12 protein-coding genes are annotated in these 14,900 nt (G+C 59.1%); 7 read left to right on the forward strand and 5 right to left on the reverse strand.

Annotated elements, in window-relative coordinates:
* Positions 1 to 375 precede the first annotated feature (375 nt).
* The 5 genes from LGM89_RS37205 to LGM89_RS22900 all read left to right on the forward strand — a co-directional run bounded on the left by LGM89_RS37205 (position 376) and on the right by LGM89_RS22900 (position 5,719).
* Complete coding sequence (locus tag LGM89_RS37205; protein ID WP_264172595.1) at positions 376 to 510, forward strand: hypothetical protein; 135 nt, start codon at positions 376 to 378, stop codon at positions 508 to 510.
* A gap of 423 nt (positions 511 to 933) precedes the next feature.
* The gene (locus tag LGM89_RS37385; RefSeq protein ID WP_226274189.1) at positions 934 to 1,116 is read left to right on the forward strand and encodes a lasso peptide biosynthesis B2 protein; all 183 of its coding nucleotides are present in this window, start codon (positions 934 to 936) and stop codon (positions 1,114 to 1,116) included.
* Positions 1,113 to 2,798, forward strand: coding sequence for an asparagine synthase-related protein (locus LGM89_RS22890; RefSeq protein WP_226273967.1), 1,686 nt, complete (start codon positions 1,113 to 1,115; stop codon positions 2,796 to 2,798). Before LGM89_RS37385 ends, LGM89_RS22890 begins: the two co-directional genes overlap by 4 nt.
* On the forward strand, positions 2,785 to 4,452 hold the full coding sequence (locus LGM89_RS22895; RefSeq protein ID WP_226273968.1) for an ATP-binding cassette domain-containing protein: 1,668 nt from the start codon (positions 2,785 to 2,787) through the stop codon (positions 4,450 to 4,452). The genes LGM89_RS22890 and LGM89_RS22895 overlap by 14 nt, the downstream gene beginning before the upstream one ends.
* Positions 4,453 to 4,957: 505 nt before the next feature.
* Positions 4,958 to 5,719, forward strand: a complete 762-nt coding sequence (locus LGM89_RS22900) for a hypothetical protein (RefSeq protein WP_226273969.1) — start codon at positions 4,958 to 4,960, stop codon at positions 5,717 to 5,719.
* A gap of 9 nt (positions 5,720 to 5,728) precedes the next feature.
* Here LGM89_RS22900 and LGM89_RS22905 read toward each other — a convergent pair whose 3' ends face one another.
* Positions 5,729 to 6,214: a DUF1772 domain-containing protein gene (locus LGM89_RS22905; protein WP_226273970.1), complete on the reverse strand. Its 486-nt coding sequence runs from the start codon at positions 6,212 to 6,214 to the stop codon at positions 5,729 to 5,731.
* A complete protein-coding gene (locus LGM89_RS22910) occupies positions 6,211 to 7,041 on the reverse strand; it encodes an NmrA family transcriptional regulator (protein ID WP_226273971.1) in 831 nt (276 codons plus the stop codon). The genes LGM89_RS22905 and LGM89_RS22910 overlap by 4 nt, the downstream gene beginning before the upstream one ends.
* Before the next feature lie 94 nt (positions 7,042 to 7,135).
* On the opposite strand from LGM89_RS22910, the gene LGM89_RS22915 reads away from it, so the two are divergent.
* Positions 7,136 to 7,807 carry a TetR family transcriptional regulator gene (locus LGM89_RS22915; protein WP_089498514.1) on the forward strand — a complete coding sequence of 224 codons (672 nt, stop codon included), beginning with the start codon at positions 7,136 to 7,138 and terminating at the stop codon, positions 7,805 to 7,807.
* A gap of 90 nt (positions 7,808 to 7,897) precedes the next feature.
* Here LGM89_RS22915 and LGM89_RS22920 read toward each other — a convergent pair whose 3' ends face one another.
* From LGM89_RS22920 to LGM89_RS22930, 3 genes are read right to left on the reverse strand one after another with little or no spacing between them, the layout of a single operon-like run.
* Entirely contained in the window at positions 7,898 to 9,349 is a 1,452-nt protein-coding gene (locus LGM89_RS22920; RefSeq protein WP_226206408.1) for a short-chain fatty acid transporter, read from the reverse strand.
* A gap of 25 nt (positions 9,350 to 9,374) precedes the next feature.
* Positions 9,375 to 10,310, reverse strand: a complete 936-nt coding sequence (locus LGM89_RS22925) for an ornithine cyclodeaminase family protein (protein ID WP_226273972.1) — start codon at positions 10,308 to 10,310, stop codon at positions 9,375 to 9,377.
* A 23-nt stretch (positions 10,311 to 10,333) separates the two neighbouring features.
* Entirely contained in the window at positions 10,334 to 13,780 is a 3,447-nt protein-coding gene (locus tag LGM89_RS22930) for a molybdopterin-dependent oxidoreductase (protein WP_226273973.1), read from the reverse strand.
* Positions 13,781 to 13,963: 183 nt separating this feature from the next.
* Here LGM89_RS22930 and LGM89_RS22935 point away from each other — a divergent pair, with 183 nt between their 5' ends.
* Complete coding sequence (locus LGM89_RS22935) at positions 13,964 to 14,875, forward strand: LysR family transcriptional regulator (RefSeq protein WP_319001514.1); 912 nt, start codon at positions 13,964 to 13,966, stop codon at positions 14,873 to 14,875.
* The last annotated feature ends 25 nt before the right edge of the window (positions 14,876 to 14,900 follow it).

The following is a 14,900-nucleotide window of genomic DNA, read 5'->3' on the forward strand; positions in this document are numbered from 1 at the left end:
AAGCAATTTCTTACAGCCAGTTGCAAATGATTTTCATTTGCATTACGATGCCATTCAATGAGCAACGACGTTCCGGGAACACTAATTTTACATAGGAATACAGATGATATTGAGACAATCAATGAGAAGGCACAAATGAGGGTAGCGCCGGGGGGGGGCCGACTATAACCAGAAACAATAGCTGCGTGACGAGGAAGTTCGGCACCGGCACGGCAGCTACTATCTGTTGCACGGATACACGCAATCCAAAAATTGACCCGACTACCGTTCCTTTCAGATATCGACTTGACGGTTTTTGGTCAATCCGTTGACTTATATTTTACGAAAAATATTTGTTGACGATTTTTAATTAAGTTATCAAAAGGAGATCACCAAATGCAAGACAAACATCCCGAAGAAAATACCAATGCAACTGAAAACGATGTAATTCTCGTAGATGCAACCGAAGCAACCCAAGGATACGAATTCGATTACGTCCTCGAATACCGCACCAGCGACAAGCGATATTAATACATCACGCACATAGCAGAGGGGATGGCGCCGTCCCCTCCATCAACACAAATGAACATAAAACACGCCTGGTCAAATGGAAAATGGATTCACCTTGACCTCGATCACAACAAATATATCATTGGAAAGACAGACAAAGATCCAGAATTAAAATCCAAACAGACACACCAAGCTTCAATTCTACGTGACAGCGACGATTTTCTAGAAACCAACCTCCTAAATCCATCAAATTTTCTCAGGTACATAAAATGCAGAAATTTTTCTACAAAACTAAAGCGCGCACCAATAAAAAATCAAATATCAATGCTGACACAAAAAACAATACAACTAAAATCAATCACACCCCTCAAAGACATACCAATTCACCATCCAATTAATTCATACAACTTCTTTAGGAACCTCCATCTAAATCGACCTTTATGCATGACGGACTCTATTGCGTGCGCGCTTTACATGATCAAATTTACGGCATCAGTTAGCCTTCACCTTGGTGTCGCGCAGCCCAATTTTCGAGCTCACGCATGGGTTCAGTGCGGAAATCTAATCGTAAACGACACCAAATATGCGGTCGAGGAGTATAGCGAAATCATGAGGATCGATTTATGAACCTAGACATTAATTTTTTGACAAATGGCTCAAATATCACAGAAACAATTTCAATAAAAAACGACATCCTAGTAACGTCAATCAACCACATCGTCAACGCCCAAACCGGCGAACCGACCTCTCTACTTTCACTCAACACAAATGTCATCTCGTCCAACATAGAATGCATAGCAAGACAACTCCACGAGCACTATGCCGGCGATTGCGCATTCATCATTAGAAAGAAAAATGATTTCGCCGTCCTTCGACCAGCATTCTCAGAATTTTCAATTTTTTACAAAAAGAAACGTGACACAATCAAATTTTGGACTGGTTCACTTCCACCTCAAGAAATCCTCCAAACCACAACAAAACTCAATCAAAGCTATCTAGCCGCCTGGCTTCACAATCAATCAACCCTATCATCACAAACAGGATTGCTTGACATATTTGAAATAGTGAGTGGCTCCACATTATTTTTTACAAACAATGAATTCCATCTCGTTGATTACTTAACTGAGCTTCTGGCAACCACGAACCTCAAGAACAAATCATCTTTCGAGGAGGACTCTCAATCTATAGGAACATTGATTTCAAATAGCATTGCACACAAAACAATGGGCCTCAATGGAAAGTACAGCCTAGAGTGCTCCGGAGGAATTGACTCATCCGTCGTAGCTGTTGCCGCCTGCGATTTACATCGCGGATCCCCTCAATCTCTTTTGCACGGCTACAGTCCGAACAGCTTTGACACTAGCGAGATTTATTTTTTTGAGACGGTAGCAAATCATATTCGGGGATCGAAGATACTTGTCGACACCGGATCAAGCAGTCTTCTCCCAACCCTTTCTACTGAACTCCTCGCTCCATCGCTCAGACCTTGCAAGATGTTCTCAACCATTGAGACTACAAGCCGATTGTTTTTAGCCGCACAACGAGCCGGTTCGAAAGTGGTATTGAGCGGAGATGGTGGCGATCAATTATTTCTGCGCCTTCGCAGGCGAGCACTAACTCGAGAACTGACGTTTGAATGCAATACACTCTTTGAAAAAATTCGCATGCTCTCTCATCTGGCATCACACGACCGCCTTTCAATTTGGGACGTCGTTCATGAGCTTATACACGGCGACACCAGCAAGTCAATGAGACGCAGACTTTTCGATAGCCACAAGCCATCCAGTAACATACTTTCCTGCAGAAGCAATCATGAGATGATTGATCCCATCCCAAATATTCATCTAATAAAACACCTTCCAATTAGTGCCGCATTTCAATTTATTGGCATCCGAAATGCCGAGCTGAATTATGCGAACATAAAAAATTGCCTAACCAATGAGAGGAAAGTATTTCTCTTTTGGCCACTTATCCGCGCAGCGATTAGCGCGCAACGAAAAAACCACATTCAAAATGGAATGGATCGCGCCCTGGAAAGACATGCATTTAAAGAACTTCTCCCAGACGCCGTCTTTTACCGAGCAGGGAAAGGAGGAGGCCTAGATATACTCAATAGATTCGACTACCAATCCATTGGGACCAGTCTTTTCGACAGTACTCTATGCAAAATCGGTCTCATTTCACCCGACAAGCTACAAAGTGCATTGCGACAGCCAATCGAACACGAGGCAGCTCTTTCCATAGCATCCGCCAAAGCGTTATCAGACTGGATCGACACTATCGAGGGAGCAGCAATTGAATCTCACTGACATCCAATTCAACGCAATCACTCTATGCGCAAAAAAATCAAAGACATTAATACTCGGATTTATCCTTGCAACCGTCCTTGCTGCGGCGCTCTCTGTTTCCGGCCCCCTCATATTTTCACATGCCATATCTGCTCAAGCCACCTCCGAATTCGACACTACGATTCTTATAATATATTTCGTAGCATTTGGACTAACCATCGGCGGAGGCCGATTAATTCAAGATATCAAAGTCGTCATAATGAGTCGACTTGAACAAGAAATCAAAGCCGAAACCAGCAAATCAATAATGACATCGCTAATAAACTCGAGGGGGGCAATATTTGTTGAAAACAACTCATCAGCCATCTCCGAAATGACGCAAAACCTGCATCAATCCAACACCATATACATACAGGTGATGCTAATGGTGTTTATATCCGGAGTTGCAGAGATTATTTTTTCATTTTCAGTAATCGGAAAAAAAATAAGCTGGCTAATTGCACTATTTTCCACATTATACGGAATAGCAACCATTTGGATCACCCTTCGTGGGAACGCCGCCACTACTCAACATCAAAAAAAGGCACGCTCCAAATCGATAAAAGGTGCAAATTTGCTGGGTGGAGCCATAGACAATATCACCACAATTAGAATTCTCGGCGCCGGCAAATGGATTTCAACTTTATATGACTTTCAAAATCAAGAGATAAAAAAGCACTGGAACGATTTTTATCTATCCCGACTCAAATATGGAGCCGTCCAAGCAACTCTCATCACATTTCAGTATAGCTGCATATTTACGATAACAATTTTATCACTGCAAGAGAAAAGCGGCGTGAGCAACATGGTCCTTGTCGGCATGATTCTTATCCAATTAAATCGTCCCTTTGAGATGATCGGAGGATCACTGCGTGAATTCGCGATTGCCCGAGGGCTTGCGGAGCCGCTTCAATCACAGCTGACCAAGCACAAAGATGAAATTTATAGCGAAAAATCCATCCGACCTTCAATTGACTCGGCACCCACAATATCACTTAATCAAATCACCATTTCTCACCTGGAAAGCGAACGACCCATACTGACCAATTTATCTGCCACATTCAAACCAGGCAACATCAATTTTATTACAGGACCATCTGGCTCAGGAAAAACAAGCATTATCCAATCCCTCCTGAAATTGAAAGATATCAATAGCGGGAAAATTTTCATAAATAATGAAGATTTATCTGAAATTAGCACAAGCAACTATCTCCCGTATATCGGATATGTCGCACAAGAACCAATGCTCATCAATTTGAGCATACGAGATAATATTTTATTTGGTCGAAATTTTTCAGATCATCAAATTCTTGATGTACTTAAGCGAGTCAAACTTGACTCAAAATTGAACTCTCTCAAGGAGGGGTTAGACTACACGATCGGCGAGCGAGGGCAGCTACTTAGCGGCGGAGAGCGTCAAAGACTTGCGATTGCTCGCGCATTAATTGGAGATCCACACATTCTATTCCTGGACGAACCTAGCTCCGCGCTTGATGAGAATACCGAACGCGGAATATTTGACACTCTTCGCACGAACGAAAAGAAGATGACTATCATAGCCGTCACGCATCGGCACACCGTTATATCTCTTTCCGATAACGTCATAGATCTGCCGTCCAACGCTGAATTGATTTAATAATAATGCCAGAGCAATAGATCACGGCTACAGCAGTCAGAGCGCGTTCTCGGCGATGTGCAAGCGGTGTGTCGCCGTCAGCGTTTACGCGTAGGGTGGGTTCTGCATGTCGCTCACGGCACGGCAACCATGAGCGATAGAATCGCGCCCATGAACAGGAACATCCCGCACCGCCCGTCAGCATCCACGCACGAATCCCGTCCCGTGCATACGCTCGCGTGGGAACACGCGCCGATCGTCGATACCCGCGCCGTTCAGGCCGGCTACGGCCACCTGGTCGTATTGACGACGGACGGTTCGCTGCATGGAGTCGATCTCGATACGGGGCGCCGCACCGCACTGTGTTCGGTGCCGTTGCCGTCACTCCCGCCACCGACGGGTCACGCAGCGTTCGGCACGCCCGCTTATCGCCTGCACGCTTCGCCTGACGGCCAGCATGCGGCGATCGTGACCCGACTATGGGCGGCACGGCTTCGTTGTCGACGTCGCCACCGGCACCCCGACGATGCAGCTCGACCGCGGCGACTACTATCCGCACACCGTCGCGTTCAGTGCGTGCTTCCTCCGCGATCGCGATCGCACGATCTTCGTGCACCGCACCGCCCGGAACCGGCTCGACGCGGCCGATCCGGCCACCGGCGCCTCGCTCACCGCACGCGACATCGCGCCGTACGCCAGCGACGAGCGGCCCGAACACTATCTCGACTACTTCCACGGCCGGCTCGTGCCGAGCCCTGACGGCAGCCGGCTGTTCGACGACGGATGGGTCTGGCATCCCGTTTCGATCCCGCGCGCATGGTCGGTCGCCGCGTGGCTCGACGCCAATCCCTTCGAAAGTGAAGACGGTGCATCGGTGGTCAGACTGACCCGGCGCGACGACTGGGACACGCCGGCCTGCTGGATTGACAACCGGCATATCGCGTACTGGGGGCTCGCCGACTGGGACGAGGATGAATTTGCGGAAGCCGGGCAAGGCGCCGGCGTGCGCATCCTCGATGTGACCGAAGCCCTGCAATCGAACGACCGGCGCATCCCGATGGCGACCGAACCCGACCGCATCAGCGACCTGTTCAGTGACGGCGCGTCGCTGTACGTCGCGACGCCCGCCGGCACGACGATCTGGGTCATCGCCTCGGGTGCGCCGCTCGGGACGCTTCCTGGCTTCGTCGCGCGGCGGCACGATCCGGACCGCGGTTCGCTGATCGCATTCGATGCCGGCACGATCGCCGAATACCGGTTGCCCGCGCAGGCCTCACCCGCCGGATGACGCGCCCCATTACCGCGCCGCAATCCCCGCGATGAAAAACACGCACGCGGCGGCCGACGCCACCGTGCGCACGTGATTCCACATCGTCCAGTCGTGCACGTAGCGCGTCCACAGCGCCGCGCCCTGCGCGGTGGACGGATCGGCCGCGGCGAGCGCATCGTTGAGCGGCACGTTGACGGCCATCGTCACCGCGAACATCCCGACCACGTACAGCACGCCGCCCGCGACCGCCAGCATCGCGCCCGGCTGCTCGCGATGGAACAACGCGAGCACGACCAGCGCGAGCGCCATCAGCGTCGTGACGAGGAACAGCGGCATGAACGGCGAGCGCACGATGTCGACGTTGATCGCGTTCATCGCGGCCACGCCGGCCTGCGGCGCGATCCGTCCGAGCGACGTCATCACGAACGTCGAGAACGCGAAATACACGCCGGCCATCAGCCCGCAGCCGATGGCCGAGCCCCACAGCAAGGCGGCGGTCGCGAACGCGATCATGATCGTGCGCGCCACACGCCGGTGGCGGCCGTCGCGCGCGCATAGTCGGCGAAATCGCGCGCCGGCCGCCCGAGCGTCGCTTCGATACCGTGCGTCACCGCGCTGTTGCGCCCGTCGAGCACCACGCTGAACAGATCGTCGAGCAGCGCGACGACCGGCTCCGGCACGCCCGCCTCACGCAATCCGGCGACGAACGCATCGGCCGGAATCTCGCGATAGACGACCGGCCGGCCGGCAGCCCGTGCGATTTCGGCGACCGCTTCGGCGAACGTCAGCGCGCGCGGCCCCGTGACCCCGATCACGCGGTTCGCGAAGCGCGCGTCGGTGAGCGCGGCCACTGCTACATCGGCGATGTCGTCCGCATCGACGAACGGCTCGCGCACCGCGCCGGCCGGCAGCGCGACTTCACCGGCCAGCACGCCGTCGATCAGGTAGCCCTCGGAGAAGTTCTGGTTGAACCAGCTCGCGCGCACCACGCCCCACTCCACGCCCGACGCCTGCAGCGCGGCCTCCGCGGCCTGCGCGCGGGGCTCGCCGCGCCCGGACAGCAGCACGACCCGCTCGACGCCGCGCTCCCGCGCAAGCCGCGCGAATGCGGCGATCGCGTCCACCGCGCCTTCGACGGCCAGGTCGGGCTGGTAGGTCACGTACGCGGCCGATACGCCGTCGAGCGCGGCCGGCCACGTGTCGGGCGCCGTCCAGTCGAAGCGGACGGCCGACGTGCGCGACACGGGGCGGGTCGCGATGCCGCGCGCACGCAGCCGCGCATCGACGCGGGCGCCCGTCTTGCCCGAACCGCCGACGATGAGGATGGGAAGTGCCGACATGACCGTCTCCTTTGGCTAAAATGCGAGAATGTCTCGCGTTTCAAAAACACGATAGACTCTCGCATTAGCAACGTCAAGTTTTTCTGGAGGCGGCATGGGCCGACAAAAATCGGGGCAGAACGATGGGCCCGAAGCGGCAGCGGACACGGCGGATACGCCCGCGCGCGCACGGCTGGTGCCGACGCAGCAGCGCAGCCGCGAGCGGTTCGAGCGCATCCTCGCGTGCGCGTCGGAGGTGATGATCGAGAAAGGCTGCGATGCGTTCAGGATGAGCGACATCGTCGAACGCACGGGCATCTCGTTCGGCTCGCTGTACCAGTACTTCCCTGACAAGGCGGCCGTGATCGGCACGCTCGCTGAGCGCTACAACGAAGCCGGCCACGTCTGCGTGCGACGCGATCTCGCGACGATGAAGACGCTCGACGACCTGCACGCCACGCTCGCCCGCATCACGGACAGCTACTACCGGATGTTCGTCGACGAGCCGCTGATGCGCGACATCTGGCGGGCCACGCAGGCTGACCGCGCATTGCAGGCACTCGACCGGGCGGACGGTGAGTTTCTGGCGGGGTTGTTCGCGGATGCGCTGGGCGAAGTGGCGCCCGATATTCCGCATGCGCAACGGAGCACCTTCGCCGAGCTGATGATGATCCAGATCGCGGCGGCCGTGCGCCATGCGATCACGCTGCCGCCGAAGGCGGCGCAGCAGATTCTCGCGATGTTCAAGCGTGCGCTGCCGCGCGATCTGTCGGTGCTGGGCGCGTAGTCGTGTCCAACGCGGTACGCGGCCGGCACCGACTTCACGCCGCGCCTGCCGGATACGCATTCCGCCGGCGGCGAGCAAGCCCGACGTTCGTCAGGGCATGACGGGCGGATGGTAGTTGAGCGTGCTCGCAAGGGCCCAGAGCATGAAGATCACCAGCGGCAAATGCACCACCAGCTGCGTGAACGTGAACCCGACGATGTCGCGGGCCCGCAGCCCGAGCACACCGAGGAGCGGCAGCATCCAGAACGGATTGACCAGGTTCGGCAACGCCTCGGCCGCGTTGTAGACCGTCACCGCCCACCCCAGGTGGACGTGCAGCAGTTTTGCCGCCTCGATCACGTAGGGCGCCTCGATGATCCACTTGCCGCCGCCGGACGGCACGAAGAATCCGAGGACGGCCGAGTACCCCCCCATCACCGCCGGAAACGACGCTTGCGAGGACAACGCGACGAAGAAATGCGCGAGATGATCGGACAGCGGCAGTCCGGCAGGCGCCGACGCCTTCGTCAGGATGTACGCGATGCCGCCGTACAGCGGAAACTGGATCAGCACACCCGCCACCGACGGCACGGAACGCGCGACGGCATTGAGGAAGCGCCTCGGCCGCCAGTTCAGCAGCATGCCCAGCATCAGGAACAGGAAGTTGTACGTGTTCAGGTTCGAAATCGCGATCAGCGGATTTTTCGTCGTGAACGTGTGTGCCATCCAGATCGTCCCGATCGCAACGATCGCGAGGGTGACGAGCGGGCTGTACTCGAGCCAGTCTCCCGGGCGAGTCGGGCGCGGGATCGCGGCGTGGGCGTCGTCGAGCGGAATCCCGAGCGCCGCCGCCGTCTTGGCGCGCGTGCCGCCGGGTGCGGACAGCCACGCAATCAGCACCGAAACGACCGTCAGCACGGCAGCCATCAGCATCGACTGCGGCAGGAAGATGGTTTCCGCGAACGGAATGACGCCGGTGATCGCGAGCAGCGTCTTGGGCAAGCTGTCCGGGTTCGCTTGCAGTTGCGATGCGGACGAGCTCAATCCGAGCGCCCACGTCGCCCCCATGCCGAGATAAGCGGCCGCGCCCGCGGCCCGGTAGTCCATGCGCAGATCGGCGCGACGCGCCAGTGCCCGGACCAGCAGGCCGCTGAAGATCAGGCTGATCGCCCAGTTGAACAACGAGGCGACGATGCTGACGAGCGCGACGAACGCCACGGCCGCCCGTCCGGACGACGGCAGCCGCGCGAGCGCGTCGATCAGTTTCGACGCGGGTGGCGATACCGCGACGACATAACCCGAAATGGCCACGATCGCCATCTGCATCGTGAACGGGATGAGGCTCCAGAAGCCGTCGCCGAACGCCACGCCGACCTGCCTGACCGGCGCACCGATCGCAAGCGCGCCCAACGCCACGATGACCACGGCGATCGCGGCGAAGATATAAGCGTCCGGGAACCACTTCTCCGACCAGCGCGCGACGCCGGCGGCCATTCGCTCGAGCGCGCCTTCGCGGTCCGTCGCCGGCGCATCGACGCGCGGCACTTCCATCCACTCCTTCATCCTTGTCTCCTTGTCCGTCAACACGCTAGTTTGATTTTTCATAGACCTGAATCGCAGCGGCCAGGTCTTCCATCGCGGTACCGACGGCCTTGAACACCGTTCTCTCGCTGTCGTTCTGCCGGCCGTTCGCTTCGCCCTTGCACAACGCCGACAATGTCCGGTTCAGGCCGCCGATCGCGATGACACCGCGTGACAGCGGGCCAAGGAGATCACCGGATTTTTGCGGTGCCTCGTCCGTATCGACGTAAATCGCCGCATCCCGGAAGCAATCGTCGTCGGCCTCGCGCATGCGCGGCGTAAAACTGCCGATCAGGTCGAGATGCGATCCCGGCGCAAGCCACTTGCCATGGACGATCGGCTCCGTCGCGAGCGTCGCACAACTCACGATGTCCGCGCGCCGAACGCTTTTCTCGAGATCGGTAACGGGCGCCGCGTTGAAGCCGAGCCCGGCCAGCCGATCGACCAGCTCGGCCACTGCCCGGGGATTCCTGTCCCACACTTCGATGTCCGAAATGGGCAACTGGCTGCGATACGCGAGCGGAACCAGGCTGCCGACGCGTCCGGCGCCCAGCAGCACGAGACGCGACGCATCCGGACGGGCCAGATAGGTCGCGGCGAGGGCCGATGCAGCCGCGGTGCGGCGCGACGTGATCTCGTCCCCGTCCAGCTGCGCAAGCGGTTTTCCCGTCCGCCCGTCATAAAGCACATAGGTCGAATGCAGCCCGGGTAAGCCGTGCCGTGCATTCCCCGGGAAGATGTTGACCGTCTTGATGCCCAGATAGCCGGTGTCTTCCCACGCAGGCATGATGAGCACCGTGCCCTCGTCGTCACTGTCGGCATTGATCGCATGCGCATGGCGAAGCGGCACGTGACAGCCGTCGACGAACGCTTGCCCCAGACGCGATACCAACGATTCAAAATCCAGTGCGTCACGTGTTGCCACGGCGTCAAAATATTTCATGGTGAACATTTCCTTCGGCGGGTTCATGCATCGATGGCAACGTCGGTTGCCGGAATGGCCTGACAGGCGAGACACACATCGGGTTCATCGGGCCCGTGCCCGCTCAAATGCGCGACTTCACCCGATACGACCTTGACCGCGCAGCTCTCGCACTGCCCGACACGGCAGCCGCTCGGCATCGCGACCCCGAGCGACTCCGCGAACGACAGCAGGCTGCCGTCGCTAGGCGTCCAGGTGGCCACGCGACGCGATCGGGTGAACTGGACGACGAATCGCTTCGACGGGTCGGGCGCCGGCCTGAACGGTGATCTGAACGCCTCCTTGAAGATGTCGAAGGGTGGAACACCGCGTTCGATCAATCCCGCGGTAATCGCCTGCATCATCGGTTCCGGGCCGCACAAGTAAAACCGCGCGCGCCGTCGAATCAGGTCGTCACTGACGACGTCCGCCGTCAGATAGCCCTTCATCTGGTAGTCACGCCCGAGCACCTCGTCGTGCGGCTGGTTGTAGCAGTTGACGACTTCCAGCTTCGGCAGCCGCTGCTTCAGTATCTCGATGCGCGCACGGAACGCGTGCGTCGCGCTGTTCAGGTTCGCATAGAAGAGTTTCGATTCCGGCGCCTGCGCGCCCCGATCCCGGATCGACTCCAGATAGGAGATGAACGGCGTGATGCCGATGCCGCCCGCGAACATCACGACGGGCTGCATCGACGCCGGCGGCACGATGAAGGTGCCGGCGGGCGCGCCGAGCCACACGGGGTCCCCCACCTCGAGCGATCGATGGATATGGGAAGACATCGCACCTTCGAACGGAACACCCTCCCCGGTTCGGCCCTTCTGGTGGCGCACCGAGATGGCGTAAGTCCGGCGATCGTCTTCGCAGGCGGCGCCCGTCAATGAATAGGCGCGAGTCGTCCCGCCGTCGCCCAGCGTCGGAACGTGCACGGTCACGTGCTGCCCGGGCAAGTAGTCCGGCAACGCCCCACTATCCGACGCCCGGAACGTGACCGTTCGCACGCCGCTCGCTTCCTCGTGGATGGCGGAGACGACACAATCCCGCAGCCCTTTCCACGCACGGCGCGACGGATCGATCGACGGGTCCGGGCGGATCCGGCAGCGGACGGAACGCAGTGGCGACGATCCGCTCACCGGATCGAGCGTGGCCGCAGAAACCAGCCGGTTGAAGTTGCTGTGCTTGCGCCCCGCCACGGCGAGCGCATCCATGCCGATCTCGTCGCAGGCCTGCCACCAGCCGTATTCGGCCACGATCACGTCATGCGCAAGCTCCGGCACGACGCGTGCCTTGAAGCGCGCCTGGCCGTTCGTCGTTTCGATCAGGAACCAGTCGTCGTCGACGATGCCATGCTCCGCCGCCAGCGCGTCATTGAGTTCCGCGACGGGGTACGGCGCGCGGCGGCGCAGGCTCGGAAGCCCGCGGTGCTGACTGTGGCAGTAGTAGCCGTTCTTCATCGAGGTCAGCGTGCAGGGGAAGCGGCGGCGATCGTTCGCCTCCCCACGCTGTCCATGCTGCGGCGGCACATATCGGGGCACCGCCGGGTAGCCGTGACGATGCAACTGCTCGGAATACAGTTCGACCCGCGACGTCTCCGTGTTGAAACCGCGCGCGCCGTCAGGTGTCGCCGAAGCGTATCGACGCTCGTATTGCGTCAACGGCCGCGATATCCCCTCCGGATGTTCGCGCAGCATCGCGACGTCCATCCCGAGCGGCTCGAGCACATGATTCCATCCCGCCTCGATGCTGCCGCCGAAGAACCGATCCTTCATGCCGAGCCGAACGGCCAGATCGAAGACGATGTCGTAGTCGGCGCGGCTTTCCCCTCGCGGCGGCACCATGCGCTGCCTCAACTGAACGAGTTCGATCGCACGTTCGTTGATCTCGAAGCCGAGCCGCAAGCCTTCCCGCTCCCACGGCGTGTTCACGGGCAGCAGGATGTCCGCGTAGCGCGACGACGGCGTCTCGAAGAGATCGCAGTGAACGTGAAAATCGAGCGCGCACAGCGCATCGTGGGCCATGCCGCCGTCCGCCTGGGACAGCACCATGTTCGTGCCGAACGCGAACAGCGCGCGTACCCGATAGGGCTCGGCGTCGAGAATGGCGCGATAGACGTCGCGTGCCGTCACCCAACCCTGCGACGGCGGGCCGAGCGGCCGCTCCGCCAGGCCGAGCGCCTTCGCGCGCTGCTGCGGATCCAGCATCGCGTAGCTGCTGACCGCATTGGCCGGCTGCTTCGCCCATTCCCGATTGGAGCCGCGCGTATCGAACGCGCCCGTCAACGCATACAACGTCGCGATGGCGCGTTCCGTCTGCGTGGCATTGGTGTGCATCCCCACGCCGGACCACGCGTGATACGCAATGCCCTGCCCGGGATGCAGCATGTGCGCGGCCTTCATGATGTCGGCGGCATCGACTCCGGTGATCGTGCTGGCATGGTCCGGCGTATAGGCCGCGAGCGCACGCGAATAGAGGTCGAACGCAGGCGTGCATGCCACTTGCATGAAACGGCCGGCCGAGTCCGTGATCCCGACTTGGCGCGTGCCGGTCATCGACAGATCGGAGAGCGCCGTACCAGCCTCTTCGTCAACCAGCTCCAGCCGATCGAGCGTCTGGTTCCAGAGTGCGTATCGATTGCCCGACGCGCGTGGGTCGATATCCCGTTCACGCAGGAACCGTCCGGTATCGGCACGCACCAGCAACGGGCCGTTCGTCCATCGCCGGACGAAGGGTTCGTCGACGTTGCCGATCGCGATCATCTGCCTCGCGATGGCCATGGCGAGCGCACCGTCGGTGCCGGGATTGACGCGCAGCCACAGGTCCGCCTCGCGTGCGAGCGGCGTCGGCCGCGGATCGACGACGATCAGTTTCGCTCCGCGGCGCCGCCCCTTTGCGATCGCATCGGCCTGGGCCAGCCACGTATTGGCGGGATTGTTGCCCCACAGAACGATGAGGTCGGCATGCTGATAATCGGCGGTCGGCATGCCGCAGCCGAACGTGAAGACATGCGCGCTGTCCTTGTGCCAGTTGCAGATCTCGGTCGCGTAGCAGATGTTCGGACTTCCGAACAACCAGACGAACCGTTCGACCCAGTCGATACTGTCGCTCATGGGTGTGCCGCTCGGCGTCGTGACGCCGAACGCCACCGATTCGGCTCCGTTCTCGCGCTTGAAATGCGCAAGGCGCTCCGCGATCTCGGACAGCGCTTCCTCCCAGCCGATGCGCTGCCAGCCCGGATCGGCGGCACCCTTGGGCCGGGTCCGCCGCATCGGATACAACACCCGGTTCGGGCTGTGCACGAGTTCAGGTGCGGCTTTCCCCTTCATGCACATCGCCTGGCCGGTCGGATGCGATGCGTCGGGCCGCACCTTGATCATCATGTCGCCACGCACGACGTTGATCGTGCCGCACCGCGACCGGCACAACGTGCAATAGCCCTTTTTCTCCTGCGTTTCCATCGATTCGCATCGTCCGCTTCATGTTTGACTCCATGCTATGAAGCGGCAACGGCCACGACAAATTCATCCTTTTGATGGCGTGATATATATTGAATCAATATCGCGCGACCCGATCCGGTGTACCGTTCGGACCGTCGAGGCGGCGCCGTTCCGGCGCCGCCCGGATTGCCTGGAGCCTCGCCCGTGAGCACGCACATCACGCTTCGCCAGATCGAGTATTTCGTCTCCGTGGCCGACACGGGCCAGATCTCGCAGTCGGCCAACCTGTGCTCGGTGTCCCAGTCGTCGATGACCATCGCACTGAAGAATCTGGAGGAGAGGGTGGGCGTCACGCTGCTTCAGCGTCATTCGAGAGGCGTTCGGCTGACACCGGCAGGCGAGCGATTCCTGCGTCACGTGCAACACGCGACCCTGTCGATCGATCGTGCCGTGGTGGCGGCGCAGGAAGAGCCCGAGCAGATCTCGGGGCATGTTCGTATCGGCGTGACCGAAACCATCTCGGCTTATCTGATGCCGTCGCTGATGTCGGTCATTTCCCAACGGTTCGGTAACCTGAGCGTCAGCCTCGTCGAAAGCGCGCGCGAAGCGATCGAGGACATGCTCGTCGACGACCGCCTCGATATCGCACTGCTCCTCGTGTCGAACACGGCGGAGATTCGCGACCTGAAGTACGAGACGATGCTTCGCTCGCCGCGCCGGCTGTGGACCCATCCGGATCATCCGCTGCAGGACGCGCATCGGGTCACGCTGGAGGACGTCGCGCGCGAAAACTACCTGCTCCTGGACATGGACGAGCACCTGCGCACCGTCGGCAAGTACTGGGGAAGCTACGGCATCACGCCGAACGTCCGGATGCAGAGCAAATCGATCGAGGCCGTCAGGAGCCTCGTGGCGCTCGGACAAGGCGTCACGATCCTGTCGGATCTCGTCTATCGTCCGTGGTCCCTGGAAGGAAACCGGATCAGCCGGCGCAACCTGAGTGTGACCGTCCCGACGATGGATGTCGGTGCGGTATGGCGACGCGGGGGCGCAACGTCAACGCCGTGCCGCGCGCTGCTGGATTTGTTTCGGTCGTGGAAGAAAGGCGCGCGGTAGACGCGTGCAATGCCGACGGCGCGTG

Origin of the sequence: Burkholderia sp. AU31624 (assembly GCF_020420065.1) — a bacterium.
GTDB lineage: Bacteria > Pseudomonadota > Gammaproteobacteria > Burkholderiales > Burkholderiaceae > Burkholderia.